Below are 25,766 nucleotides of genomic sequence, written 5' to 3'. Positions count from 1 at the left end.
CTGTCAGCTTTTCCGGAACCATCGCTTGGCGCGTTTCGCAAGAACGCACAGCGGTTTTCGAAACAAAGACACGGCAGCAGCACATGCACACACAACAGGCCAAGGTCCGTAAACCCGCCCTGTCCAAATCAACAGCACGGGAAGCACCAGCAGAAGTGCGAATCCCGGACCGATTTGGTGGCGCAAAGGTAACGGAGCAAGGGCCATGGTGGCAAGAGCCCAAAGGCACAACGCCACAATCGGCGTCCATGGCATGACGCCAAACAAAACCAGCGCACTCATACGGCCCCGCCCAAAGCAAAGGCCGCCAACGCCAAGAGCGCAAAGATCAACCCGACCCAAGGCACCCAAGGCGCGATGCAAAACGGCGCTTTGGGCGCGGGGCGAAACGGCGCTTTGGGCGTGTGGCGTTTGAGCAAAATCAGGCTGGCATTGACCAAGGTGAAGACCAGCAACAGGATGGTCGAGGTCACCCCCGCCAAGTTTGACACCGGCAAAGCCAAGGCCGCGCAGATGACAAAACCGCCGATCAGCACCGTGGCCAAAACCGGGGTGCCAAAACGCGGATGGGCGTGGCGAAAGACGGATAAAACACCGCCGCTTTTGCCAAGACCAAACATCACCCGCGCGGCCATCACAATCTGAGCCAAAACACCATTGAGCGCCGCGATCACCGCAATCAAAGACAACAGCGCAATCGGCCCGCCCCCGGCCTCAAACACCAGCGCAAGCGGGCGCTCTGAGGCGGCAAGGTCTTCGATCGGAACGGCGCGCACGGCGATCACGGTGACCCCCGCGTAGAGCAATGTGGTGATGATCAACGAGGCGATGATGGCAATCGGCAGGCTGCGCTCGGGGCGCTTGACCTCTTCGGCCATGTTGACGATGTCCTCAAAGCCGATAAAGGCAAAAAACGCCAGCGTCGCCGCCACGCCGATGCCCGGCACATAGGGCGCGGCGGGCATGGACCAGTCCGGCGACACGGGTGCGTGCCAGCCAGCCCAAACGACCAAAGCCAGCCCTGCCACCTCGACCAGAGTGAAAACCGCCACCATAGCGAGGCTTTCCAACACGCCAACCACGGCAACGACAACAAGGAACACCCCAAGGCCGATGATCGCCCAGATCTGCGGAACATCAAAAAAGCTGGTCAGATAGCCCGCCCCGCCGCGTAAAACGGCCGCGGCGGAGACCGCCCCCCCGGCCACAATCGCCAGCCCGACAATCCGCCCCAACCACCGCGCACCAAACCCCGCCTCGACATAGGCGGCCTCGCCCGCGGCCTCTGGGATACGGGTGGACAGTTCGGCATAAGACAGGGCCGAAGGGGCAGCGACAAGACCCGCCAATAAAAACGCCAAGGGCGCGTAAAGCCCGGCCTCGGCGGCCACCGCGCCGACCAAAACATAGATGCCCGCCCCAACCATGACGCCCACGCCATAGGCCGTGAGCAATCCGGGACCAATGCGCCGTTTGAGGATCTCAGCCATGGTGACCTCTTTCATGCGACAGGTATCATGCGATAGGCATTGTCGCTGTCATAAACCGCAAAATAGCGCGGCCCGTGCCACGGCCCCGTGACGCGGATCAAGACGGCGATCTTTGACCTTTAAGTTATGCCTTTTCGAGCCGTGCGGGCAAGCCATGCGCCCAGGCCGAAATCGTCCCGGCCCCAAGACAGACGACCATATCGCCGGGCCGCGTCTGTTCGCGCACCAGCCGTTCAAGATCCTCCTCAGAGGTCACAGCGCGGGCATGACGGTGGCCGTGACGGATCAGGCCTGCAACCAAATCATCGCGCGAGGCACCGGGGATCGGCTCTTCGCCCGCCGCATAGACTTCGGCGATGCCAACCACATCGGCCTCGTTGAAACAGGTGCAAAAATCGTCAAACAGGCTGTGAAGGCGCGAATACCTATGCGGCTGATGCACGGCAATCACACGGCCCTCAGAGGCCTGACGCGCGGCTTTGAGCACAGCGGCAATCTCGACCGGGTGGTGGCCGTAATCGTCAATGATGGTGACGCCATTCACCTCGCCCACTTTGGTGAAACGACGATTGACCCCGGCAAAATGCGCCAGAGCCTCTTTGATCTCGGCGGTTTTCATCCCCAAATGCCGCGCCACGGCAACCGCAGACAGCGCGTTTGAGACGTTGTGATCGCCCGGCATCGGCAGGGTGCAGCCCTCGATCACCCTATCCTCAGCGGCCAGCACCACGTCAAAATGCGCGACACCTTTTTTGTAGGTCAGATTGATCGCGCGCACGTCGGCCTGGGCATTGAACCCGTAGGTCACAACCCGGCGGTCGGTGATTTTGCCGACCAAAGATTGCACTTCCGGGTGGTCGGTGCAACAGACGGCAAGGCCATAAAACGGGATGCCGGAGACGAAATCATAAAAGCCTTGGCGCAGGTTTTCGATCGTGCCCCAATGCTCCATATGCTCGGGGTCGATATTGGTGACAATGGCGATGGTCGCGGGCAGGCGATTGAATGTCCCGTCTGACTCGTCAGCCTCCACCACCATCCATTCACCAAGCCCGACACGGGCGTTCGAGCCGTAAGCGTGAATGATGCCGCCGTTGATCACCGTCGGGTCCAAGCCCCCCGCATCCAGAAGCGTTGCAACCATGGTGGTGGTCGTGGTTTTGCCATGGGTGCCGGCGATGGCGACGTTGGATTTGAGGCGCATCAATTCCGCCAACATCTCGGCACGGCGCACCACCGGCAGGCCTTTGAGACGGGCGGCGTCCAATTCCGGGTTGCCCGGTTTGATCGCACTTGAAATCACCACCACCTCGGCATTGTCCAAATTCTCCGCCCGCTGGCCCTCGTAAATCACCGCACCGAGTTCCTTCAAACGGTCGGTGATTTTGCTGGCCTTCAGATCGGAGCCTTGCACCTGATAGCCATGGTTGAGCAAGACTTCGGCGATGCCCGACATGCCGATGCCGCCAATGCCGACAAAATGGATGGCGCCCATTTCAATGGGAAGTTTGGTGGCACTGGCGTTCATCTCGGTCCTCGTTTCGTCACTTGTCTTATTGTTATCGGATCAGGTCTTATTGCGGGTGGCTGGCGAGATGTTCGACCATATCGGCCAAATCATACGCCGCCTGCGGTTTGGCCACAGACAGCGCCGCCTGCGCCATCATCAAAGCGCCCTCAGGATGGCCCAGAACCATTTCGATCTGTTCGCTCAATGTCTCTGCCGTCAACTGGCTTTCGGGGATCATGATTGCGGCATCCGCCTCGACCAACCCGCGCGCATTGGCCGATTGGTGATCGCCTGCTGCGGCGGCATAGGGGATCAGGATCGAAGGCCGCCCGATGATGGAAATATCCGCCACGGTCGAGGCCCCGGCCCGCGAAATCACCAATTGCGCCTCGCTCATCCGTTTCGGAATGTCGTCAAAAAATGGCCGCACATCGGCCTGGATGCCTTGGGTCTGATAAAATTCCACAACCCGGTCGAAATCCTCAGGGCGCGCCTGTTGGCTGATCCGCAAATTGGCCAACATCGCTTCGGGCAGCGCCGCAATCGCGGCGGGCACCACATCCGAGAGAATGCGCGCGCCTTGAGAGCCGCCGATCACCAAAATCTCCATCGGATAATCGCCCGGCGCAATATAGGGGGCGGCGTATTTGTCCAACACGCTCGCACGCACCGGATTGCCAACATGTATGCCGTTGATCCCTTCGGGCAGGTTGGTCGGCCAAGTGCCACAGGCGACGCGGTCGACCCGTTTGGCAAAGACCTCGTTGACCCGGCCCAAAATGCCGTTTTGTTCGTGGATCATCCGCGGCAGTTTCATCAACGTCGCCGCTGCCACCGCCGGGATCGCCGGATAGCCGCCGAACCCGACCACAACGGCGGGTTTGTCGCGCAGGAATTTGGTCATGGCGGAGAACACCCCGCCGACAATGCGCACAGGCACCATCGCCTTGGCCAAAAGACCGCCGCGCGCAAAGGTGGCGGAGGGCACAGTGTCGATCTCGACGGCTTGCGGGAAGGCCCCGGTGTAACGCGCCCCGCGCGCATCAGTCGACAATTTGACCCGCCAGCCACGCGCCAACATCACCTCAGAGAGGGCTTGGGCCGGGAACATATGGCCGCCAGTGCCGCCAGCGGCGATGATGATGAGGGGGGCAGATTGGGTCATGGAAACTCTCTTTTCAGCGACCGCGCCGGAGCAGGAGGTCCCCGATCTCGCCTTGCGGCCGGGTGCGGGTAAAGGCCAAAAGCGCGCCAAGTGCAATGCCTGAGGCGATCACAGATGAGCCACCATAGGACACAAACGGCAGTGTCATGCCCTTGGCGGGCAAAAGCCGCACCGCCACGCCCATATTGATAAAGGCCTGAATGCCAAAGGCGCAGGCCAGCCCGGTGCCCGCCAGGCGAATGAACGGATCGCGTTCGCGCAACAGCCGCCAGAGCGAGCGCACGGTGATCGTGGCGTAAAGCGCGATGATGATCAGCACGAGGATCAGCCCGTATTCTTCGGCGGCCACAGCGATGATAAAATCGGTATGCGCATCGGGCAGCGACCATTTTACCGTCCCCTCGCCCACACCGACGCCAAAAAACCCGCCCTCGCGGATGGCGTTGGTGGCATAGCCGATCTGGGTGGTGGGGTCGATGGCAGGGTTCAGAAACCCGTCGATGCGCCGGGCAAAGTGTTCGGAATTGTTATAGGCAAACATGCCGCCCAAAACCACCATCCCGGCGATGCCCGCAAGCAACAACATCGGCGCACCCGCAACAAAATACATCACGCCCCAAGCAAAAAGGATCAGCGCGGCCTGACCGAAATCCGGCTGCAATGCCAATGCCACGACGATCACGGCGGCCAACATAAAGGAATAGAGCCGCCCCGGAGGGCCACCAATGTCCTGAGCGGCGGCCATCAGCCATGCGGCGGTGATGACAAAGGCGGGTTTGAGAAACTCAGAGGGCTGCACCGAGGCGAAACCAAAGGAAAACCACCGGGTCGCGCCTTTGCCAAAATCCGTCCCAAAGAAGGGCAACAACAGCAGCGACACAAAAGCGGCGGCAAAGCCCACCACGGCGAAACGGCGCACGCGGGCCGGGTCCATCATGGTGATCAGGATCATCACGGCCAAGCCGATTGAGCCAAAGAACGCCTGACGCTGGACGTAATAGAACGAGGCAAAATTGTTTCTCTGCGCCAAGGGCGGTGAGGCCGCGAGCCCCAACAAAAGCCCAATGCCGAACAAGATGAAAACGCATGACAGCGCCCATTTGTCGATTGTCCGCCACCAACGCGGAAGAACCGGCTCGCCAACCCGATCCGGGATGGAGCCATACACCATTTCTGTCATGGGACCGCCTACTGCCTCGTTTTTACTCATCTGCCCGATTTTTCGGGTCTATCTCACCAATCTAGCGTGTTTTGACGCCCCGCGCTACTACAGATTGCGCGCTTTGACGGTGCTGTGCGGTCCTTTGCTGACGCCACCCGCCTCTTGGGGACATATCCGGGAAACCGAATTGATCCCGGTCATTGATCCCGGTCATTGATCTGGTGGGCGAACCACCCCATGGTGGCGCTAACAGATTTTGCAGCGAGAGAAGCGGAGACAAAATATGAAAATAGGCATCGTTGGCGCGGGTATGGTCGGATCGGCGGCAGGTTACGCCATTGCGTTGAAAGGCACCGCCAGCAAAATCGTCTTTGTCGATTACAATGCCGCCTTGGCCAAAGCGCAGGCCGAAGACATCGCCCATGCCGTGCCCTTTGCCTCCTCCACCGTGGTGACAGCGGGCGATTATGCGGACCTCAAAGGGGCCGGGGCGGTGATTTTGGCGGCGGGCGTTGGCCAAAAGCCGGGCGAAAGCCGGTTGCAACTTTTGGCCCGCAACGCCGAGGTGTTTCGGCAAATCATCGGCAAAGTTTTGGACGCCGCCCCTGACGCGGTGCTGCTGATTGCCACCAACCCGGTCGACATCATGACCCAGATCGCCACGGAGCTGTCCGGTCTGCCCCCCACCCGTGTGATCGGGTCGGGCACGATCTTGGACACGGCGCGGTTTCGGCATTTGATCGGCGAACATCTGGGCGTCTCGCCCCGTTCGGTCCATGCCTATGTTTTGGGGGAACATGGCGACAGTGAGGTTTTGTGTTGGTCTTCCGCCCGTGCCGGGGCCTTGTCGGTCAAAGAGTTTTCCGCCCAGATGCGCGTGCCCTTGACCGAAGGCATCAAGGCCAAAATCGACGATGGCGTGCGCAACGCCGCCTATACGATCATCAACGGCAAAGGCGCGACATGGTACGGGATTGGGGCCGGGCTTGAACGGCTGTTCCGCGCCGTTGCGCGTGATGAACAGACGGTTTTATCCGTGTCCATCGTGACGCCAAAGGTCGAAGGCGTGTCCAACGTCGCCCTCTCCATCCCCCGCATCGTCGGCGCGCAGGGCGTGGTCGCGGACCTGTTCCCGGAACTCAATGATGCCGAACACGAAGCGCTTGGGGCGTCGGCGCGATTGCTCAAAACCACATTGGATGCCTTGGAGTATTGAGGGGGCCGCCCGCAGGGACGGGCGGCTTCGCGGCCAACGTTTAGATCGTCAAAATCTTCGATCGTCAAAATCAGGGAGAACCCGCGTCAGCGGCTCAGATCCGCCCATATGTGATCAATGATCTCGGCATGAACCTGCGCACGGTCGGTGCCTTCGGGATCTGTGCACACCGGATCGTCTTGTTCTTCGGCCAAAATGGCCGCCCCCATCGGTTTGCACAGCGGCATTGCGCTGAAATGCGTGGCTGGAACAATCCGGTCGATCCTCGCATCTGGCAGCAAGGCGGCAAAGCCGCTTGTGTCGAAATCAGCCGCCAAAAGACGGTCAGCGCCCGCACCCAACCCGATCAGCCGAGTGTGTTCCGACAGGCCTGCAACATCGGCACTGTCCACCCCCCAAACAAGCCCCGGATCAATCGCGCTCACATGCGTGATGCGCGGATCAGCATAAGATGCGTTCCAAGCCGTTTCATCGACATCGGTCAGATCAAGCCCCGCAGCCTGCACATCCCCGCAATGAACGGACGCCGCGCCATAGCTGTCGCAATGGGCGATATATCCCGCGCGATTGCCCCGCAGACCCCCCATCGAAAGTGCCGTCCAGCCACCGTAGGAAAAGCCCGCAACCATCACGCGGTTTATGTCCAAATGCCCCGCAAATTCGGGATCTGCCATGACCGTATCAAGCGCGAGACTCAGGTCTTGGACCCGCGTCCAGTGATGCAAATTCGCCGCCAAATCAAAATCGCCCCATGTTGAATTTGGGTGATTGACGCTGATGACCACCGCCCCCTGTTCGGCCAGCCCCGAGGCCAACCATGCCAGGGACCGGACCGTCCCGCCCATGCCGTGGCTCAACACCACAACCGGATGAAGACCTTCCAGAACCGGGGCGTCTTCCACAATATCCACGCCGTAAAAGATCGGATTTTCGGCAAAGACCGCGCTGCGCCCTGCACCGTCTGTCGGAGACCAAACCGCACCCTCCATATCCCGTTGGTGATGCGGTGCATATATGGTGAACGCTTTGTAGCCCGCCGGATCGGCGGCGGCCCCTGATGCCGCGAGTGCAAGGCTGAGGATGGGGCTGAGGGCGAAGAGACGGGGCATGAAATACGTCATTGGTTACTCCATTTGAAAGGACATGACGGACAGGTGACCTGTTCTGGCCTATTGCGCGTCCTAAAACCTGTTTTAGGTCGCCAAGATCGGGTTTTAGGACGTAGAGAATGCCCGACACCCGCTCCAAAGGACCGCCGCCATGCCCAGCCTGCCCATTCCGCTGATCTCCTCGCTTGTTTTGGGCTTTTTGCTGTTGCGCGTGTGGATCAATGGCCGCCGACACGAACCTTTGGTTCTTCTTTTGGCGCTTTGTGCCCTGCAAGGTTTGATCATCTCTCTGGCCCAGCATTACCATGTGCCGGGGTTTCGACACATCCAACCGATCACCGCCACTTTGATTCCACCAATGGCGTGGGTGGCGTTTCAAACCACGGCGATCCGGTCCTTTGCCACATCAGACCTTCTCAACCTGCTCGGGCCGCTCTGTGCGCTGGTAAGCCTTGCTGTCGCGCCAAACGGTCTTGATACGCTGATCCCTGTGCTGTTTTGCGGCTATGGCATCGCCCTTCTTTGGGTCAGTTTGCAAGGCGCCGATGCCATGCCCCGGATGCGGATCGCCGCGGGGGATCTGCCGGGACGGATTTGGCAAGTGATGGGCGCAACCCTCATTGCGTCGGGGTTGAGCGATGTCTTGATCGTCGCGGTACAAATATTGGGCGTGCCCGGCCTGCAACCTTGGATCATCAGCGTGTATTCAAGTGGGATCATCCTGATCATCGGCGCGCTCAGCCTCTCCACCTCCCTCGAAACCAGCCCGTCCGACGAGGACCCCGAGCAAGAGCTCCCCCTCTCAGATCACGACATCGAAATCGTGGCAAAATTAGAAACGCTGATGGCAAACCAGCACCTCTATCTCAACCCCGATCTGACATTGGCGCATTTGTCGCGCAAATTGCTCGTGCCCGCAAAACAAGTGTCCGCCGCGATCAACCGTGTGACCGGCGAAAACGTGTCGCGCTATATCAATGGCGCGCGGATCAAAGCGGCGCAGGAGGCGCTGGCCGCAGGGCAAAATGTGACCAACGCGATGCTGTCATGCGGCTTCAACACCAAGTCAAACTTCAACCGGGAATTCTTGCGCGTGACCGGCACAAACCCAAGGGACTGGCAGGCGCAGCACATTGGCCCGCCGGCCTGATCACCGCCCGGCGCTGACATGTGGCCTGTGCCTTGATCCGGGCGCAAAGTCTCCGCGCGCCTCACATCAGCTTTTCAACCTCAGCAGCAAAGGCTTCGCCGCGTTTTTCAAAATTCGGGTATTGGTCAAATGAGGCCGCCGCAGGGGCCAGCAAAACCGTATCGCCCGGCTCCGCCTCAGCACGCGCTTTTGCCACGGCAACCTCCATGGTTTCGCAAATCTCATAGGGTGTATCGCCAATTTGCAGCGCGAAATCGCGGGCTGAAAAGCCGATGAGATAGGCCTTGGCCACCGCGCCCAAATGCGGTTGTAGCGCCGATATGCCGCCCTCTTTGCCCATCCCGCCTGCAATCCAGCGGATGCGGGGGAAGGCTTGCAACGCTTTGGCGGCGGCGTCGACATTGGTCGCCTTGCTGTCGTTCACATAGCGCACATCGTTCAACTCTCGCACAAGCTGCGACCGGTGCGGCAGCCCCTTAAAGGACGCCAGCGCCGTTTCGATGATCTTTGGCGGCAGATTCAGCGCCCGCGCGGCGGCATAGGCACAACAGGCGTTTTGATGGTTATGCGCGCCGGGCAGACCCGACATTTCGCGCAGATCAATCGAGGCCGCTTGCCGCCCCTTGCGCCATTCAGACAAAAACCCTTTGCGCGCGAAAATATTCCACCCCGGCCCAGCCAATTTCTGCCCCGAAGACACACGGATCAGGCGGCTGTCCTCGAACCCTTCGACCAATTGATTGGCCAAATATCGGCCCTCATTCTCATCGACGCCAATCACCGCGCGGTCCGGCCCGCCCTCGGCAAACAACCGACGTTTGGCGGCAAAATATCCGCCCATCCCGCCGTGACGGTCCAGATGATCGGGCGACAGATTGGTAAACACCGCCACATCGGGGGTGAGCGAGCGGGCAATATCGGTCTGGTAGCTCGACAGCTCCAGCACAATCACCTCCCCCTCCTCCGGCGTCTCGATGTCCAAGACGCCACGCCCGATGTTCCCGGCCAATTGGGTGCGATGGCCCGCACTCTCGAAAATGTGGTGAATGAGCGCCGAAGTGGTGGATTTGCCGTTCGACCCGGTCACGGCAATGACGCGCGGCGGCGTGTCATTGTCCATCCAATCGCCCGCGCCAAGCGAGCGGAAAAACAGCCCGATGTCATTGTCGACCGGCACGCCCGCGTCCCAGGCCCGCGCGATGATCCTGTTCGGTTCGGGGTACAGATGCGGAATGCCGGGCGAAACAATCAGCGCGGACACGCCCTCGAACGCATCGGCTTTGGTCAGGTCATGGAGGGTCAGCCCTTCGGCCTCAGCCACCTCGCGCGCCTCCACCGAGTCGTCCCAACACAGCGCCAAGGCGTCGCCTGCCTCAAGCGCGCGCGCCGTGGCAAGACCAGAGCGCCCCAACCCCAAAACCGCCACCTTGCGGCCCTCATATCCATATACAGGAATCATGTTTTCACCGTCTCTCTCTTTGCGTTCGACTAAAGCGTCACGCCTTTAACCTGAGGCAGGGGAAAGGCGTGACGCTGCCAGACATATCAATGTTGTGGGCGTTCCGCCATAAACCCCTGAGTCAGGTTTATGGCGGAACGCTTTATGTCGCGGGCCGACGTAAATGACCAGTGGCGCAAGAGGTCAAAGCCCCGCGTCCCCAATGAGAAAAGGGCAGAGTTGCCCCCGCCCTTCTTTTGTCTGAAAATATCCCGGGGTGAATGCGCTTTGCGCAGAGGGGCCGCCCCCCCCCCCTCAAAGCCAGGCAATCAGCGCAGTTTCAGCGTCGCCAGACCGATCAACGCCAGCACCAGAGAGATGATCCAGAATCGGATCACGATGGTCGGTTCCGACCAGCCTTTTTTCTCGTAATGGTGGTGGATTGGGGCCATCAGGAACACGCGTTTTCCGGTGCGTTTGAAATAGAGCACCTGGATGATCACAGACAGCGCCTCGACCACAAAGAGGCCACCGACGATGGCCAAAACGATCTCGTGTTTCGTGGCCACAGCGATCGCCCCCAAAGCGCCGCCAAGCGCCAGTGAGCCGGTGTCGCCCATAAACACCGCCGCAGGAGGAGCGTTGAACCACAAAAAGCCCAAACCGCCACCGATCAAAGCCGCGGTGAACACAAGGATTTCCCCCGTGCCAGGCACGTAATGCAGGCCGAGGTAATCGGTGAAATCGACCCGACCGACGACATAGGCAATCGCGCCCAGCGTCGCCGCCGCGATCATCACCGGCATGATGGCAAGGCCGTCGAGACCATCCGTCAGGTTCACCGCATTGGCCGCACCAACGATGACGATCATCGCGAAAGGAATGAAGGCGAAGGACATGTTGACCAAGACATCTTTGAACACCGGCAGGGCCAATTGATAGGCCAATTCATCCGGGTGCACCATCGAGGCCCAGATCGCGGCAATCGCTGCGATCAGGAACCCAAGACCCAAACGGACCTTGCCTGAAACGCCTTTGGTGTTGGCTTTCGAGACTTTCGCATAGTCATCGGCAAACCCGATCAGGCCATAGCCATAGGTCACGAACAGCACGATCCAGACATAGGGATTGTCGAGCCGCGCCCACAAAAGCGTCGAAAGCAACAGCGCGGTCAGGATCAAAAGCCCGCCCATTGTCGGCGTACCCGCCTTGGCAAAATGAGTTTCAGGGCCGTCATCGCGGATCGGCTGACCCTTTCCCTGACGGCGGCGCAGCATGTTGATCAAGGGGCGGCCAAAGAGCATCGCAAAGATCAAAGAGGTGAAAAACGCGCCGCCCGACCGCATGGTGATATAGCGAAAGAGGTTGAAAACATCGCCCCCGTCGGACAGTCCGGTTAACCAATACAGCATCTGTGTTTACCTCTTATGAGCCGTTGGGCAGGCCGTGCCCCAATTTACGAAGCGCGTCAACCAGAAGGCTGACTTTTGCGCCTTTTGAGCCTTTGATCAGGACGACATCACCCGGCCCGACCAAGCTATTGAGCGCCTCGCGGGCCTCAACAGCGGTCGCAAACCACGCGCCCCGTCGCGCCTCTGGCAAGGCCTCATAAAGTCCGCGCATCAGCGGTCCGACACAATGCACCACGTTGATCACCGCAAACCACGGCAAGGCGGCGAGGCCTTTGTGGATCGCCGTTTCTTGCGGGCCCAATTCCAACATATCGCCCAAAATCGCCACCCGCCGACCGCCTGTGTTGGGCGTGGCTTTAGCCAAAACCTCAAGTGCTGCGCCCATGGAGGTGGGGTTGGCGTTGAACGCATCGTCAATCAACTCAATCGGCGCGCCCAAAGGCACTGTCACCGTTTCGCGCGCGCCGCGTCCCGCAGGGGGCGCCCAAAGCGCCAAATCCCGCGCCGCCTGCGCCACATTGGCGCCAAGCGCAGAAATCACCGCCAAACAGCCCACCGCATTGGCGGCAAAATGACGACCGGCGGTGGAAAGACGAAAGTCGATGCTTTGGGTGTCGATCTCGGCCCCGGCCAATGTCACATTGGCAAATTTAGCATGGGCAAGCGTTGCCCCGTCCTCAAGATCGACCGAAATCAGACGCGCGGCACAGGCTTCGTCTTCGCCAAACCGGATCATGTCGCCGGACCAGGCCGCGGCCAAAATATCGGTGACAGCCAGATCGCCATTGATCACCGCCACACCATTCGGCTCCAGCCCGTCAAAGATCGCGGCCTTCTCATGGGCAATACCTTCGATATTCTCGAAGGCCGCCAAATGCGCCGGGGCAACGGTGGTGATCATCGCCACATCGGGGCGGGCCATACGGGCCAGGGGTGCAATCTCGCCGGGGTGGTTCATGCCGATCTCAAGCACGGCAAATTCGGTGTCGTGCGGCATCCGCGCCAAGGTCAAAGGCACGCCCCAATGGTTGTTGTAACTGGCCTCGGCGGCGTGGGTTTTGCCCTGTTGGCTAAGGATCGCGCGCAGCATTTCTTTGGTCGAGGTCTTGCCAACGGAGCCGGTGACGCCAATCACCTTGCCCGTGACGCGGGCGCGGGCAGCAACGCCCAGACGTTCGAGCGCGGGCAAGACATCGTTGACAATCAACAGCGGCGCAGCCTCTGTGACACCTTTGGGCAAACGCGACACCAAAGCCGCCGCAGCGCCTTTGGCCAAAGCCTGTGCGACAAAGTCATGACCATCGCGCACATCGGCCAGAGCGACGAACAAATCCCCCGGCTGAAGCGTCCGGGTGTCAATCGAAATGCCTGTGATCTCAAAACCTTGCGTGGCGCGGCCACCCGTGGCCGCCACCGCCTCATCCGAGGTCCATAAAACCCCGTTCACAGCGCGCCATCCAATGCAGACACCGCCAGAGATGCCTGTTCCACATCATCAAACGGGAAAATATCGTCGCCAATCACCTGCCCGCTCTCATGGCCTTTGCCACAAATCAACAGGGCATCGCCGGGCTGCAACGCATCGACACCGCGCAGGATCGCCTCGGCGCGATCCGCCACTTCCATCGCATCAGGCGCGCCTGCCATGACCTCGGCGCGGATCGCCGCGGGGTCTTCGGAGCGGGGATTGTCGTCGGTGATGATCACCAGATCGGCATGCTCTTGTGCCGCGCGGCCCATCAACGGGCGTTTGGTTTTGTCACGGTCGCCGCCCGCGCCGACGATGGCAATGATCCGCCCCATGACATGCGGGCGCAGCGCCTTGATCGCGGTGGCAACTGCGTCGGGCGTATGGGCGTAATCGACAAACACCGCCGAGCCGTTGCCCCGCGTCGCCGCATGTTGCATCCGTCCACGCACACCTGTGAGTTCGGGCAGACAGGAAAACACTTCCTCCGGGTCCGCGCCCGAGGCCATGACCAAACCCGCCGCCGCCAAGACGTTTTCGGCCTGAAACCCGCCGATCAGATCAAGCCGGATTTGATAGATATTGCCAACGAAATCGACGCGCAGGTCCTGCCCCGTCGGATCAAACCGTTGCCCCATAACGCGCAGATCGGCAGCGTCCGAGCGCCCGACCCGCATCACGTCAATGCCACGCTCGGCGCAGAGGCCCTCGATCTCCATCCCGCGCGCATCGTCGATATTGACCACGGCCACACCGTCTTCGGGCAGAATCCGCGTAAACAGCCCGGCTTTGGCGGCAAAATAGGCCTCGAACGTGGCGTGATAATCCAAGTGGTCCTGGGTGAAATTGGTGAATGCCGCCGCCGTCAACCCGACCCCGTCCAAACGGCGCTGTGCCAGACCGTGACTCGACGCCTCCATCGCGCCATGGGTGACGCCTGCGTTTGCGGCCTCCGACAACATCCGGTGCAGAGTGATCGGTTCGGGCGTGGTGTGTGGGCTTGGCGCTTGCCAATCGCCTTCAACGCCGGTGGTGCCGATGTTGATCGCACGCATCCCCAAAATCTGCCAAATCTGCCGGGTGAAGGTCGCCACCGAGGTTTTGCCATTGGTGCCGGTGACCGCCACCATGACCTCCGGTTGGCGACCATAATAAAGCGCCGCCGCATAGGCCAGCGCCTGACGCGGATCTTCGACCACAACCAAGGCGGGATCGTGATCCTTGATCGCCTCGTGCGCGATGCGCGCGCCTTCGGGATCGGTCAAAATCGCCCGCGCGCCCATACGCAAAGCAATTTGCACAAACTCCGCCCCATGCGCCCGCGCGCCGGGCAAAGCGGCGAACAAATGCCCCTCCATGGTCTGCCGACTGTCAACAGAAAGGCCGGTGATCGTACACTCCCGCCCGCCCTGCGCGGTCAATCCAAGCTCGGATAGCGTTTTCATCATGGCAACACCCGCCCTTTTTGCGACTTTGGTTTCGATTTGATCCGCATTTTGATCCGCATAAAGACCCGAACGGGATCAAAGCAAAACGCTTTAACGTGATGCGGTCAGTGTTAGCGCAGCTTGGGCACCGGTTTCAATCTCGGGTCGCATTCCCATCAAGGGGGCTGTGCGACGGATCACCTCAGCGGCAACCGGCACAGCGGTCCAACCGGCAGTGCGGCGCGGTTTGGGGCCAGAGGTGTCGGACGCCTCATCCATGGTCACGATCAGCACATATTTCGGATTTTCCGCCGGAAAGATCGACGCAAAGGTGTTGATGTTGCGGTCGTCATAATAGCCGCCCGTGGGTTTGGGTTTGTTCGCTGTGCCGGTTTTGCCACCGACGTGATAGCCCGGCACTTCGGCAAAACTGGCCGTACCTGCCGGGTTTGACACCACTTGGCGCAACATGGAGCGCGCCGCGATTGAGACCTCTTCGCGCACGACGCGCGGGCCTTTGGGGGTAAAACCCGTGCGCTTGATCAAGGTCGGCTCCACCCGCGTGCCGCCATTGAGCACGGAGGCATAGGCGGAGGCCAGATGCAGCGGCGAAGCCGACAGGCCGTGACCAAAACCGATGGTCAGCGTCGAAAGTTCCGACCAATGCGGCGGCAAAAGTGGCTTGCCCGAGGGGGCCTCGGACAGTTCCACCGGGGTGGCTTCGAAAAAGCCCAGAGATTTGAGAAAGCTCTGTTGCCGCTCCACCCCGATTTGCTGTGCCACATGCGCGGTCGCCACGTTCGAGGATTTGACGATCATATCATTGAGGCTCAACGTCGGCCCGTAATTGTGGCCCTCGAATTCGCCAATGGTGTATTTGCCCCAGCGAAACGGCGGTTTGGCCGGGATCAAAGTCTCCGGGGTGGCAAGACCGATCTCCATCGCCTGCACGGCAGCAAAGATTTTAAAGGTCGAGCCAAGCTCATAGACCCCTTGCACCGCGCGGTTGAACCGCGGGTTTTCGCCGTCTTTTTGCCCGGCAAAGGTCGGGCGTGAATTGGGGTCGAAATCCGGCAGCGACACCATGGCGATGATCTCGCCGGTCTGCGCGTCCATCATCACGGCGGCCGCACCCTTGGCATCCAACATCCGCATCCCGCCATAGAGCACTTCGCGCACGGTCGATTGCACGGTCAGATCAATCGACAATTGCAGTGGCTTGTCGCCATTCGACGGGTCGCTCAGATAGCTGTCGCGCGCCTTTTCAATCCCGGACTGACCAACGATCTCGGCGCTCATCACGCCTTCGCGGCCAAATTTGGTGCCGCCCAAAATATGCGCCGCCAATTTGCCGTTGGGATAAAGCCGCTCTTCGCGCGGGCCAAACAACAGGCCCGGCTCACCAATGTCATGCACGGCTTGTTGTTGTTCAGGGGCAATTTTTTTCTTGATCCACAGGAACTTACGCTTGCCGGTGAAATCGCGGATCAACCGATCCTGATCGAGATCGGGAAAAATACGCGCCAATTCTTGCGCGGCATGCACCGGGTCGACCATCTCTCGCGGTTGGGCGTAAAGCGAATTGGTCACCCGGTTGGTGGCCAGAATACGCCCGTTGCGGTCCACAATATCGGCGCGCTGTGCCAGGATCGGCGTGCCAGAGGCCTCGGCGCGCGGTTCTTCGGGCACAGTGGCCGAGACCTGCCCCATTTTAAGGCCGACGACGACAAAAGCCGAGACGAAGCACAGGCCCAACACCAAAAGCCGCCCCTCGGCACGCAACCGCGAACTGTCGCGCATCTCTTCGTGGCGCAAACGCAGGTTTTCGCGCTCAATCGCGTCGGGATTTTCGCCCTTGGAGCGGGCGGACAAAACGCGGGCCAGAGGGCGTAAAGGGGTCCGTATGCTCATGGCTCGATCGCCTCCAAAGAGCCCACCACATCGACGGGATTGCTCAGCTCAAACAACAGATCCTCCTCCACTGGAAAGCTGATCTGATCAACACGCCCGAATTGTTCGGGCAAAAACGGCAAAAGACCCAGCCGGTCAAAATTGATCTCCGCCAGATCGCGCAGACGTTCGGGACGGTTCAGATAGGCCCATTCAGCCTTGAGCACGGCCAATTCTTCGCGCTGATGACCGATCTCGCGTTGGATTTGGCTGACATCACGCAGCACCTGTTGCGTCGCATAGTTTTCTTGGTAGGCCCAAAAGGCCAACGCCATAACCATCAGAGCAGAAACGATAAAATAAAAGCTACGCATTTCTCACCGGACCTCACCTTGAACTGATTACGGATTTTGGCAGGCCAAGATCGGACCGATCCACACCGAGGGCCGGCGCATCCGTGCGCCGCGCAACCCGTAAGCGCGCCGAGCGGGCACGCGGGTTGTCTACCAACTCGTCTTCATCGGGACCGATTGCCTTGGACAACTGCTCAAATCCGGGCGTTTTCGCCTCTTGAACCGGGGCATAGCGCGACCCGCCCCCGCCCGTCGAGGCCCTCTGTTGCAAAAACCGTTTGACCACACGGTCTTCGAGCGAATGAAAACTGACGACCGCCAATTGCCCGCCCGGTTTGAGCGCGCGCTCGGCCGCCTCAAGCCCTTCGATCAACTCACCGAACTCGTCGTTCACGGCAATGCGAATGGCCTGAAACGTGCGCGTCGCCGGGTGGCTTTGACCCGGTTTCTTGCGTGGCAAAAGCCGTTCGATCAGCCCCGCCAATTGCAACGTGGTTTCAAACGGTGCCTTTTCCGCGCGATCCTGAACGATAGCACGGGCGATTTTGCGCGACTGCTTTTCTTCGCCGTAATGAAACAGCACCGCCGCGATTTCGCCCTCATCCGCCGTGTTGACAAACTCCGCCGCGGTCATGCCGTCTTGGGACATGCGCATGTCCAACGGCCCGTCGCGCATGAACGAAAAGCCGCGTTCGGCAATGTCGAGTTGCATGGACGAGACGCCCAAATCCAACACCACGCCATCCAGCTCCGAGGCGTACTCATCAAGCTTGGAAAACGTGCCAAGCACCAATTTGATCTTACCCGCATAGGCCGGTTCATTGATCCAGCTTTGCGCCATCTCATGCGCCAAAGGATCGCGGTCGACACCGTAAACCATCTCTGCGCCCTCAGCGATCAGACCCTTGGTATAGCCGCCCGCGCCAAAGGTGCCATCCAACCAACGCCCACGGATCGGCGCGCATTCGCGCAACAGCGGACGCAACAGAACGGGGATATGGGGCTTTTTGTCAGGCGCTTCGACGGGAGGGATATCTGTGGTCATTTTAGACCCCCATATCGTCCAAAAGGCTCAGAGGATCGAAATCATCCCCCTGCTCGTCCAGCCATTTTTCCGTCACAGCCGCATCGACTTCGGCGTGGGTTTCGGGCTTCCAAATCTCAAATGTCTCACCCAGACCGGCAAAATAGGCGGTGCCGTCGAGGTCAATCTTGTCACGCAACGGCTGCGGCAACACCAAACGGCCATCGGCATCCACTTCGGTCGGGCGAGCGCGGTTCAGGATCATGCGCTCCATGATCTTGCGCTTTTCCGATCCGCGCGGGAGCGCGGCAATATCGGCGGCAAGGCGGCGATAGCCGTCATAGGTGTGCACGATGAGTTGCTTTTGTTTGTCATGGCCATAGACGATGACCATGCGCGGACGTCCGGATTGCGTGGCAAGGGGGTCGCCCTCTTCGAGTTCACGACGAAAATCGGCAGGGATCGACACGCGTCCCTTTCCGTCCACCTTAAAGGTGTGTTCGCCAATGAACATGCCGGCCACGCGGCGCTCCTTTACCTGTCCACCCCAATGTCGGGGCCTTTGAATGCGAAACGGCGGACCGAGCTGCTGCCACTGCTCGATCCGCCGCCCTCGTCCCGGTATCCGGGCTGTCCGACTGCGCGCGCCATCTGGGGGGATGTCTGCTCGCATGCGCGTCGAATCTCTTTGTACGGATGAAAGCGGGGCCTGTATGAAACCTGACTTTGGGGTTTTGTTTGCGGTCTTGAATGCGCCGCTCATTCCCGTCTCATCTGATGCGTTCAATTTGGCACGGGAATTCATGGTAATCAATGGATTTCTTACACACAGCCCCCAGATGTTGCCCACAGGGCTGGATTAAAACCAGATGTTGCACCCCGAGATCACAGGTATTTTACCGCATGTTGGTTAAGCATAGATCAATCCAACTACATATAGACAAAACGGAAGCCACCGCCACACAGATCAGAGGAGCGAAAAAATCCACATGCCCCCAGCAAAATCACAAAACTCCACCGAGTTATCCACAGGTAAGTGATTCGCCGTGAGGATGAATTGGGATAAGATCCCCGTAAAATGTCATGAATTCCCAAAAGTACCATAAAATCCCACCGCTCTCATGAAATCCCAAAAGACGACTGCGCCGCCCAAACAAAAACGCGCGGAGCCCTCGCCCCGCGCGTTACAAACCGCCGCCAATGTCGTGATCAGGCCATGCCACCCGCCACCAAGCGCTGCGCCAGTTGCATATAGGGCTCGGCCAGCGGGCTGTCGGTCGCGGCAATCGGCACACCTTCATCCCCGGCGATCCGCGCCTCAAGCGCCAAAGGCAGCTGCGCCAAGAACGGCACGCCGATCTTTTCGGCCTCTTCCGCCACGCCGCCATGACCAAAAATATGTGCCTCATGGCCGCAGTTCGGACAGATATACATCGACATATTCTCAATCAGGCCCAGCACCGGAATGTTCAATTTGTTGAACATCGAAATCCCGCGCCGCGCATCAATCAGGGCCACATCCTGTGGTGTCGACACCACAAGCGCGCCGGTCAGGTCGGTTTTTTGCCCCAGCGTGAGCTGCACATCACCCGTGCCCGGCGGCATGTCGATCAGAAGCACATCCAACTCGCCCCAAGCCACCTGCCCCAGCATCTGTTGCATCGCGCCCATCAACATCGGCCCACGCCAGACCACGGCCTCACCATCCGGGATCATGAAGCCGATCGACATCAAAGTGACACCATGGGCATGAAGCGGCTCGATGGTTTCGCCATCCGGGCTGGCGGGGCGCTTGTTCACCCCCATCATCCGCGGCTGCGACGGGCCATAAATATCCGCATCCAAAAGCCCGACCTTGCGACCCATTTTGGCCAAGGCAACAGCAAGGTTGGCGGCAACGGTGGATTTGCCCACACCGCCCTTGCCCGAGGCAATGGCGATGACGTTTTTAACGCCTGCGGGCTTGGTCTTGCCCTGTTGTGGCGTTGGGTGACGACCGATTTTGAGGCTGGGCGGCTCTTTGCCAGTCGCGGCTGGCGGCGGCGTGGACCCGGCCGGGCCATGGGCGGTCATCACGATGGAGACCTTGCCAACCCCCTCCAAGGCCTCAAGCCGCGCTTTGGCTTCGGCCTCAATCCCGGACCAGGCGCGCGCCGCTGTCGCATCGGGGGCTTCAATAACGAAACGCACCACGTCACCCTCAACATTCAGGGCACGCACGCGGTCCGAATCCACAAGATTCGTGCCATCAGGCAAAACAATGCCCCTCAAGACCGTCATGATACTGTCGTGTTCTACGGGCATAGATCCTATCCCTCTTTTGCTCTCCCTCCGAAATAGGCCCTTTGCTGACCCAATTCCACCACTCAATCTGCCGCTTTTCGCCCCGCCCCGCTGGTAGCGCAATCCTGGCGTGTAAATAGGTCAGCATGGGTCATGCATTTTCTGCATGGCAGCATTGACGAGGCAAGGGATTGTGCATTCGCAGCAATTCCCCCAAATTGTACTCAAGCAACGAGCGACAGCGCCAAAGCCCAAACCGCTTTAAACCGACCCCCGCAAGGGTAGTTCGAAAAGCGGAACCGGCCAAAGTCAGATCGCACTCACTCCGGGCAAATCGCCTGAACGCATACTAAGGTTAAAGTCACATGACTTACGCAAACGACATTCGCAGTGCCGCACCGGCCTCCTCCGCTTCTTTCGGCGGTCTGTTCAAATCTTTGGCAGAACGGTTCGCACGCTACAAAGTTTACCGCGAAACAATGCTTGAGCTGTCCGGTCTGACCGACCGTGATCTGGCCGATCTGGGCATGTCCCGCGCATCGATCAACGCCGTGGCCTACGAGGCCGCTTACGGCAAATAAGTTTACGACATCACGGCCCTTCCTCCTCCCTGGGCCCTGATAAAAGCGGCGGCGTCTCTCCTCCTCCCTGACGTCGCCGCGCAGATACCGGAATTTGGGGTTCTTCCTCCTCCCTTGGACCCCAAAGACCAGAGCGGCGATGCTTCCTCCTCCCTGCATCGTCGCACCTATACCGGGTGAAAGCCCTCGATATGCGGTCTCTCTTCCTCCTCCCTGAGGGGCCGTTACTGAAGGCGGCGGTGTCTTCCTCCTCCCTGACACCGCCGCATTTCTTTCTGATACGGGTCCTTCTCCTCCCTCGTGGCCCGCATACTGAGACACCCGCGCCCTCCTCCTCCCTGGCGCGGGTGTTTTCATATCTGGCCTTTGGATTTTGAAATGTCGGATAAGCGCCGTTTGCGCTTATTCTGACTCGGCAAAAGGCGAAAAGGCTTTAGACGTGGAGCGCGTCTGAGTGCATCACGCTCTCAAATGCGGGTAAACCGCCGCCTGACCATCCCGGCCCCTTCAACAGATCCAAATGATAAGGTCGGCTGTGCTTGCGCCCCGGCGACAAGAACAGTTTTGGTTTCTGTCTGGTGTGACCCGAAATCTGCGCCAAAAGCGCGTGCCCCTCACGCACCGACAAAAACCGTCGGGCCGGAGTTTGCCCGCCTGACATGCCCAAAACACCCATCAGAGTTTCAGACGCCCCACTTTCAGGCGCGCCTTTTTGCGTGACAGATGCTGTATCCATGACCTCACAGGCCACTCGGCCAAGATAAAGGCTTTCACACACCACGTCCTGACAGGAAATCAACTCGTGACGCGCAAACAACAGATGCACATAGGTGATGCTGTCCTGCGGTCGTAGCCGCACATGGGTGCCGTCTACGAAGCAAACCGCAGGCAAAAGCGCCTGAGAAACACCGTGTTTTTGCATCACTTCGTCGCCCTGCACCAGCACCCGGTGATGTTGACTGACACAAAGCGGGCCAGAATTCCCAATTGCACCGGGTTCAAACACAACGGGCGCATGGCGTCCCCACCCACGCACGTCGCGGGCCGCGACCCAACGCACCTCTTGCGGGCCATGATCATGGGTCAAAACCCAATCACCGGGGCGAATGTGCGCCGCAGGGATCCGCCCAGACGGGGTGTCGATCGGCATGGAGGCCTCGAAACACACGGCTTGATAGGTGGTGGCCGGATCTATATCGGTATTATAAAATTCAGGCGGTTGCCCGCCGACAAAATTGTTGAAATACCATGATTCGAGGTCGAATTCGGGGGTCCAGACCACTTGGACCAATTCGCCATTGCTGTCATAGCCCTCAAACACCACCGCATGGCCTTCATCGCCGCCCGTGTTGATATAATCGGAGCGCACAACCGTGGCATTTTCAATGGTATCCCCGCCCTGCCCCGAAAAGGTCAGCGTGTAAGTGTCACCGGGAGAAAAAATGAACGGGCTGTCATCACCCGGTTGCGATTCGATGATCAAGCTGTTGGTCGAGGTGGGCGGGTAGTCAAATTTCGATAGCTCCGGCGATGAATTCACATTCGCCCCGGTTGACGCCGCAAATTGGCTGTCAATTGCATTGATGATTATCGTCATCGTCCAGTCACCCCCTGTGGATGGCAGGACGCTAAGTCAGCACGGTTAAAATCCAGCTAATTTTGACGTATTTCGCGACCAATGCGGCTCAAAAAGGCGGTTCAAAACGGCACATCAGAGGCCTTTTCAGCGGGCAAGACAAAGCCCGCCACCAGCTTTTTCAAACCGGAATGATCGAACTCAATGGCAAGCTTGTCACCCTCGATCTCCATCACCTCGCCATAGCCAAATTTTTTGTGAAACACCCGATCACCGATGGCAAAGGCGACGACGGCTTTGGCGTCGATCACGGTGGGATGTTTACCGATGGATTGCGACACCCCGCGTTGTCCCGCTTTTGCCTGATGGGTGCGGTTTTGCATCCTCCGCCAGCCGGGGGACTCATAGGCATCGGCATTAGACACACGATCATGGAAGGAGGCGCGCGGCAGGTCATCGTCCCGATGCCCACCCATAGAGCCAAAGCCGCCCGGCGTGTTTGAAAGCCCCGAAGGCGTCATGACGTCCACATGATCGACCGGCAATTCGTCGATAAACCGCGAGGCCAGTTGCGATTGCCATTGGCCATAAACGCGCCGGTTGGCGGCAAAGGTTATGGTGCACACTTCCTCGGCGCGGGTGATGCCGACATAGGCCAGACGGCGCTCTTCCTCCAAGCCCTTGAGACCGCTTTCATCCATCGACCGTTGCGACGGGAAAAGCCCCTCTTCCCACCCCGGCAGGAACACCACGGGGAACTCAAGCCCCTTAGCCCCATGCAGGGTCATGATGGTGACTTTCTCGCCATCTTTGCCACTGTCATTGTCCATGATCAACGCGACGTGTTCCAAAAACCCCGCAAGATTGTCGAATTGTTCCAAGGCCTTGACGAGTTCCTTGAGGTTCTCAAGCCGCCCCGGCGCCTCCGGCGTTTTGTCGTTTTGCCACATGGTGGTGTAGCCGGATTCATCCAAGATCATTTCGGCCAATTCAATGTGGCTGATCTCGGCGGGTTCATCACTCACGTCCTCCACCACCGCGTCCTCATCGGCCGCGCCGGGGTAACGAATTTGCTGTGCACAAAGCCCGGACCAGCGGTCGAGATCGGCCAAAAGCCCCGCCACACCGGACTTGGCTTTGCCCTTGAGTAACCCATCGGCGATGGCGATTCGCGCGCCTTCGACCAAGTTCACACCATTCGAGCGCGCCGCGATTTGGATGTCTTGCAGCGCCTTATCGCCCACCCCGCGTTTGGGTGTGTTGATGATGCGCTCAAAGGCCAGATCGTCCTCGGGCGAAATCACCACGCGGAAATAGGCCATCGCATCGCGGATCTCCATCCGCTCATAGAAGCGTGGGCCGCCGATGACGCGATACGGCAGGCCGATGGACAAAAACCGATCCTCAAAGGCCCGCATTTGATGCGAGGCGCGCACGAGGATGGCCATGTCATCAAGGGAGAATTGCCGCAAACGCGTGCGCGAGCCGCCATGCATCGCCTCGATCTCTTCGCCAACCCAACGCGCCTCTTCTTCGCCGTCCCAATGGCCGATCAAGCGGACTTTTTCGCCTTCGGTTTCAGCCGTCCAAAGCTCTTTGCCAAGGCGGTCCCGATTGCCCGCGATCACCGACGACGCCGCGGCCAAAATATGCGGGGTGGAGCGGTAGTTTTGTTCCAGACGCACGACTTTGGCGCCGGGAAAATCCTTTTCAAACCGCAAGATATTGCCCACTTCGGCACCACGCCAGCCATAGATCGACTGATCGTCATCGCCGACGCAACAGATGTTTTTATGCCCGCCCGCCAAGAGCCGCAGCCACAGATATTGCGCCACGTTGGTATCTTGGTACTCGTCCACGAGGATGTATTTGAACCAGCGCTGATACTGCTCCAACAGGTCCGGGTGGGTTTGGAAAATCGTCACCATATGCAAGAGGAGATCGCCGAAATCCACCGCATTGAGGGTCTGAAGGCGGGTTTGATATACCTCGTAGAGTTCCGAAAGCATCACGATATGCCGACCGACGGCACCACTTGCGGGGTTTCGGTGTTTAAACTGATACGATCTGCGTGCTGACGGGAGGTCTTGCGGATCAAAAATCCTTTCTGCCCAAAGCTCCAGGTCTGCACTCGCAGGAACTTTTCCTGGCGTCCATACTTGGTTTTTAAAACTATCTATCAGTCCAAGTAAGTATCTGGGAGGATGTCGTTTTTCATCGATTCCGACGAGCTTAACAAGCTGAGTAAGAAGACGTTTCTGATCATCCGTGTCCAAAATCGTAAAATTCGATTTCAGCCCAACCATCTCGGCATGACGGCGCAGAAGTTTGGCGCAGACCGAGTGAAATGTTCCCATCCACCGCACATTCTCCTTCAGATTGAACGGCGTCTTGCCCAACCTATCTTGCATCTCCTTTGCCGCCTTGTTGGTAAAGGTCACAGCAAGAATTTCATTTTCCCGTGCGCGCCCCACAGTAATTAAGTGTGCAACGCGCGCCATCAGCGTCTTAGTTTTACCTGTCCCCGCGCCTGCAAGGATTAAAACTGGCCCATCCAGTGCCTCTACGGCTTCACGTTGGGCAGGATTTAAATCACCGAGGTATTCGGTATTAGGGGGACCAAACGCAGCCTCCCGCGCCCCCTGCATCGCCAGTTGCGACAGGGATTGACCCGAAGACGGGTCCGCGGAGGGGCGGGTGACGGCCGCCTCGAAGGCGTCATCTTCATTGAAACTGCTCATGCACATGACGATACAGAAGAGCCGCGCCAAGGAAAAGCACGTTCTTTATATGTTCTCATCACAAGGGACATCTTTCCTGTGCGCCTCACCGTAGTATCCCAATAACACCCACGACGGCCCGCTCTGACCTAGGCTGATCGCACGAAATGGACAATCACGGGAGGAGAGACCATGGCCAAGATCCTAATGATCACAGGTGATTTCACCGAAGACTATGAAACAATGGTGCCGTTCCAGTGCCTTTTGGCCTGCGGACATACGGTGGATGCGGTGTGTCCCGGCAAGGCAGCGGGGGAGACGGTGAAAACCGCAATCCACGATTTTGAGGGCGATCAGACCTATACGGAAAAGCCCGGTCACAACTTTGCCCTGACCGCGACCTATGCGGAGATTGACGCGTCTGACTATGACGCTTTGGTCATTCCGGGCGGGCGCGCGCCGGAATATTTGCGCCTTGATGCCTCGGTATTGGACATGATCCGGCATTTCTTTGAGGCGAACAAACCCGTGGCCTCGATCTGTCATGGTGCACAGCTTTTGGCCGCAGCCGGGGTGTTGAAAGATCGGACCTGTTCCGCCTATCCCGCCTGTTCCTTTGAGGTCACAGCCGCCGGGGGCACCTATGCCGACATCGCGGTGAGTGCGGCCGTCACCGACGGCAATCTGGTCACCGCGCCCGCGTGGCCCGCTCATCCTGACTGGCTCGCGCAGTTTATGAAATTGCTGTAAGATCGGGGGATCGGCGGGGGCCTGTGTGTCGCCGCCGATCAG

At 59.3% G+C, this 25,766-nt stretch carries 21 protein-coding genes; 4 read left to right on the top strand and 17 right to left on the bottom strand.

The features are described 5' to 3' along the window. Positions 1-3: 3 nt before the first annotated feature. The 5 genes from BLT54_RS05965 to ftsW all read right to left on the bottom strand — a co-directional run bounded on the left by BLT54_RS05965 (position 4) and on the right by ftsW (position 5,345). Positions 4-207 (bottom strand): DUF2484 family protein, encoded by a 204-nt coding sequence (locus tag BLT54_RS05965; RefSeq protein WP_245707962.1) that lies wholly within the window; start codon positions 205-207, stop codon positions 4-6. 71 nt (positions 208-278) lie between these two features. Next, on the bottom strand, positions 279-1,490 hold the full coding sequence (locus BLT54_RS05960) for an APC family permease (RefSeq protein ID WP_074642518.1): 1,212 nt from the start codon (positions 1,488-1,490) through the stop codon (positions 279-281). A gap of 124 nt (positions 1,491-1,614) precedes the next feature. Further along, positions 1,615-3,018, bottom strand: coding sequence for a UDP-N-acetylmuramate--L-alanine ligase (murC, locus tag BLT54_RS05955; protein WP_074642184.1), 1,404 nt, complete (start codon positions 3,016-3,018; stop codon positions 1,615-1,617). A 46-nt stretch (positions 3,019-3,064) separates the two neighbouring features. Further along, on the bottom strand, positions 3,065-4,165 hold the full coding sequence (murG, locus tag BLT54_RS05950) for an undecaprenyldiphospho-muramoylpentapeptide beta-N-acetylglucosaminyltransferase (protein ID WP_074642183.1): 1,101 nt from the start codon (positions 4,163-4,165) through the stop codon (positions 3,065-3,067). Between the two features lie 13 nt (positions 4,166-4,178). Continuing rightward, positions 4,179-5,345 (bottom strand): putative lipid II flippase FtsW, encoded by a 1,167-nt coding sequence (gene ftsW, locus BLT54_RS05945; protein ID WP_074642181.1) that lies wholly within the window; start codon positions 5,343-5,345, stop codon positions 4,179-4,181. Between the two features lie 265 nt (positions 5,346-5,610). Here ftsW and BLT54_RS05940 point away from each other — a divergent pair, with 265 nt between their 5' ends. Then, on the top strand, positions 5,611-6,543 hold the full coding sequence (locus BLT54_RS05940; protein WP_074642180.1) for an L-lactate dehydrogenase: 933 nt from the start codon (positions 5,611-5,613) through the stop codon (positions 6,541-6,543). 86 nt (positions 6,544-6,629) lie between these two features. Here BLT54_RS05940 and BLT54_RS05935 read toward each other — a convergent pair whose 3' ends face one another. Then, positions 6,630-7,652, bottom strand: a complete 1,023-nt coding sequence (locus BLT54_RS05935) for an alpha/beta hydrolase family protein (protein ID WP_074642516.1) — start codon at positions 7,650-7,652, stop codon at positions 6,630-6,632. A 151-nt stretch (positions 7,653-7,803) separates the two neighbouring features. Here BLT54_RS05935 and BLT54_RS05930 point away from each other — a divergent pair, with 151 nt between their 5' ends. Further along, the gene (locus BLT54_RS05930) at positions 7,804-8,802 is read left to right on the top strand and encodes a helix-turn-helix domain-containing protein (protein WP_074642178.1); all 999 of its coding nucleotides are present in this window, start codon (positions 7,804-7,806) and stop codon (positions 8,800-8,802) included. A gap of 61 nt (positions 8,803-8,863) precedes the next feature. On the opposite strand, the gene murD is transcribed toward BLT54_RS05930, so the two are convergent. The 9 genes from murD to BLT54_RS05880 form a co-directional block, all read right to left on the bottom strand. Then, positions 8,864-10,261, bottom strand: a complete 1,398-nt coding sequence (gene murD, locus BLT54_RS05925; RefSeq protein WP_074642176.1) for a UDP-N-acetylmuramoyl-L-alanine--D-glutamate ligase — start codon at positions 10,259-10,261, stop codon at positions 8,864-8,866. Between the two features lie 308 nt (positions 10,262-10,569). After that, complete coding sequence (mraY, locus tag BLT54_RS05920) at positions 10,570-11,652, bottom strand: phospho-N-acetylmuramoyl-pentapeptide-transferase (protein ID WP_074642174.1); 1,083 nt, start codon at positions 11,650-11,652, stop codon at positions 10,570-10,572. Between the two features lie 13 nt (positions 11,653-11,665). Next, a complete protein-coding gene (locus BLT54_RS05915) occupies positions 11,666-13,099 on the bottom strand; it encodes a UDP-N-acetylmuramoyl-tripeptide--D-alanyl-D-alanine ligase (RefSeq protein WP_074642172.1) in 1,434 nt (477 codons plus the stop codon). Next, a complete protein-coding gene (locus BLT54_RS05910; RefSeq protein WP_074642170.1) occupies positions 13,096-14,568 on the bottom strand; it encodes a UDP-N-acetylmuramoyl-L-alanyl-D-glutamate--2,6-diaminopimelate ligase in 1,473 nt (490 codons plus the stop codon). The genes BLT54_RS05915 and BLT54_RS05910 overlap by 4 nt, the downstream gene beginning before the upstream one ends. Positions 14,569-14,658: 90 nt before the next feature. Then, positions 14,659-16,458: a peptidoglycan D,D-transpeptidase FtsI family protein gene (locus BLT54_RS05905; protein WP_074642168.1), complete on the bottom strand. Its 1,800-nt coding sequence runs from the start codon at positions 16,456-16,458 to the stop codon at positions 14,659-14,661. Next, a complete protein-coding gene (ftsL, locus tag BLT54_RS05900; RefSeq protein WP_074642166.1) occupies positions 16,455-16,811 on the bottom strand; it encodes a cell division protein FtsL in 357 nt (118 codons plus the stop codon). Before ftsL ends, BLT54_RS05905 begins: the two co-directional genes overlap by 4 nt. Positions 16,812-16,824: 13 nt before the next feature. Continuing rightward, entirely contained in the window at positions 16,825-17,835 is a 1,011-nt protein-coding gene (gene rsmH, locus BLT54_RS05895) for a 16S rRNA (cytosine(1402)-N(4))-methyltransferase RsmH (protein ID WP_074642164.1), read from the bottom strand. A 1-nt stretch (position 17,836) separates the two neighbouring features. Next, entirely contained in the window at positions 17,837-18,328 is a 492-nt protein-coding gene (gene mraZ, locus BLT54_RS05890) for a division/cell wall cluster transcriptional repressor MraZ (protein ID WP_342707843.1), read from the bottom strand. Between the two features lie 695 nt (positions 18,329-19,023). After that, the gene (locus tag BLT54_RS05880; protein WP_074642161.1) at positions 19,024-20,118 is read right to left on the bottom strand and encodes an Mrp/NBP35 family ATP-binding protein; all 1,095 of its coding nucleotides are present in this window, start codon (positions 20,116-20,118) and stop codon (positions 19,024-19,026) included. Between the two features lie 344 nt (positions 20,119-20,462). Here BLT54_RS05880 and BLT54_RS05875 point away from each other — a divergent pair, with 344 nt between their 5' ends. After that, positions 20,463-20,678, top strand: coding sequence for a DUF1127 domain-containing protein (locus tag BLT54_RS05875; RefSeq protein WP_074642158.1), 216 nt, complete (start codon positions 20,463-20,465; stop codon positions 20,676-20,678). A gap of 433 nt (positions 20,679-21,111) precedes the next feature. Here BLT54_RS05875 and BLT54_RS05870 read toward each other — a convergent pair whose 3' ends face one another. Further along, a complete protein-coding gene (locus BLT54_RS05870; RefSeq protein WP_074642155.1) occupies positions 21,112-22,275 on the bottom strand; it encodes a Hint domain-containing protein in 1,164 nt (387 codons plus the stop codon). 101 nt (positions 22,276-22,376) lie between these two features. After that, on the bottom strand, positions 22,377-24,995 hold the full coding sequence (locus BLT54_RS05865; RefSeq protein ID WP_074642511.1) for an ATP-dependent helicase: 2,619 nt from the start codon (positions 24,993-24,995) through the stop codon (positions 22,377-22,379). 171 nt (positions 24,996-25,166) lie between these two features. Here BLT54_RS05865 and BLT54_RS05860 point away from each other — a divergent pair, with 171 nt between their 5' ends. Next, the gene (locus tag BLT54_RS05860; protein WP_074642153.1) at positions 25,167-25,724 is read left to right on the top strand and encodes a DJ-1/PfpI family protein; all 558 of its coding nucleotides are present in this window, start codon (positions 25,167-25,169) and stop codon (positions 25,722-25,724) included. Positions 25,725-25,766 lie beyond the last annotated feature (42 nt).

The organism is Celeribacter baekdonensis, from assembly GCF_900102315.1.
GTDB lineage: Bacteria > Pseudomonadota > Alphaproteobacteria > Rhodobacterales > Rhodobacteraceae > Celeribacter > Celeribacter baekdonensis.
The sequence above is the reverse complement of the archived record's forward strand: the minus strand, read 5'-3'. Positions and strand labels throughout refer to the sequence as shown.

What these genes read in the sequence shown, in the direction of transcription:
- BLT54_RS05965 (WP_245707962.1), bottom strand. Translation starts at nt 207, where the DNA reads ATGGCCCTTGCTCCGTTACCTTTGCGCCACCAAATCGGTCCGGGATTC.
- BLT54_RS05960 (WP_074642518.1), bottom strand. Translation starts at nt 1,490, where the DNA reads ATGGCTGAGATCCTCAAACGGCGCATTGGTCCCGGATTGCTCACGGCC.
- murC (WP_074642184.1), bottom strand. Translation starts at nt 3,018, where the DNA reads ATGAACGCCAGTGCCACCAAACTTCCCATTGAAATGGGCGCCATCCAT.
- murG (WP_074642183.1), bottom strand. Translation starts at nt 4,165, where the DNA reads ATGACCCAATCTGCCCCCCTCATCATCATCGCCGCTGGCGGCACTGGC.
- ftsW (WP_074642181.1), bottom strand. Translation starts at nt 5,345, where the DNA reads ATGACAGAAATGGTGTATGGCTCCATCCCGGATCGGGTTGGCGAGCCG.
- BLT54_RS05940 (WP_074642180.1), top strand. Translation starts at nt 5,611, where the DNA reads ATGAAAATAGGCATCGTTGGCGCGGGTATGGTCGGATCGGCGGCAGGT.
- BLT54_RS05935 (WP_074642516.1), bottom strand. Translation starts at nt 7,652, where the DNA reads ATGCCCCGTCTCTTCGCCCTCAGCCCCATCCTCAGCCTTGCACTCGCG.
- BLT54_RS05930 (WP_074642178.1), top strand. Translation starts at nt 7,804, where the DNA reads ATGCCCAGCCTGCCCATTCCGCTGATCTCCTCGCTTGTTTTGGGCTTT.
- murD (WP_074642176.1), bottom strand. Translation starts at nt 10,261, where the DNA reads ATGATTCCTGTATATGGATATGAGGGCCGCAAGGTGGCGGTTTTGGGG.
- mraY (WP_074642174.1), bottom strand. Translation starts at nt 11,652, where the DNA reads ATGCTGTATTGGTTAACCGGACTGTCCGACGGGGGCGATGTTTTCAAC.
- BLT54_RS05910 (WP_074642170.1), bottom strand. Translation starts at nt 14,568, where the DNA reads ATGATGAAAACGCTATCCGAGCTTGGATTGACCGCGCAGGGCGGGCGG.
- BLT54_RS05905 (WP_074642168.1), bottom strand. Translation starts at nt 16,458, where the DNA reads ATGAGCATACGGACCCCTTTACGCCCTCTGGCCCGCGTTTTGTCCGCC.
- ftsL (WP_074642166.1), bottom strand. Translation starts at nt 16,811, where the DNA reads ATGCGTAGCTTTTATTTTATCGTTTCTGCTCTGATGGTTATGGCGTTG.
- rsmH (WP_074642164.1), bottom strand. Translation starts at nt 17,835, where the DNA reads ATGACCACAGATATCCCTCCCGTCGAAGCGCCTGACAAAAAGCCCCAT.
- mraZ (WP_342707843.1), bottom strand. Translation starts at nt 18,328, where the DNA reads ATGTTCATTGGCGAACACACCTTTAAGGTGGACGGAAAGGGACGCGTG.
- BLT54_RS05880 (WP_074642161.1), bottom strand. Translation starts at nt 20,118, where the DNA reads ATGCCCGTAGAACACGACAGTATCATGACGGTCTTGAGGGGCATTGTT.
- BLT54_RS05875 (WP_074642158.1), top strand. Translation starts at nt 20,463, where the DNA reads ATGACTTACGCAAACGACATTCGCAGTGCCGCACCGGCCTCCTCCGCT.
- BLT54_RS05870 (WP_074642155.1), bottom strand. Translation starts at nt 22,275, where the DNA reads ATGACGATAATCATCAATGCAATTGACAGCCAATTTGCGGCGTCAACC.
- BLT54_RS05865 (WP_074642511.1), bottom strand. Translation starts at nt 24,995, where the DNA reads ATGAGCAGTTTCAATGAAGATGACGCCTTCGAGGCGGCCGTCACCCGC.
- BLT54_RS05860 (WP_074642153.1), top strand. Translation starts at nt 25,167, where the DNA reads ATGGCCAAGATCCTAATGATCACAGGTGATTTCACCGAAGACTATGAA.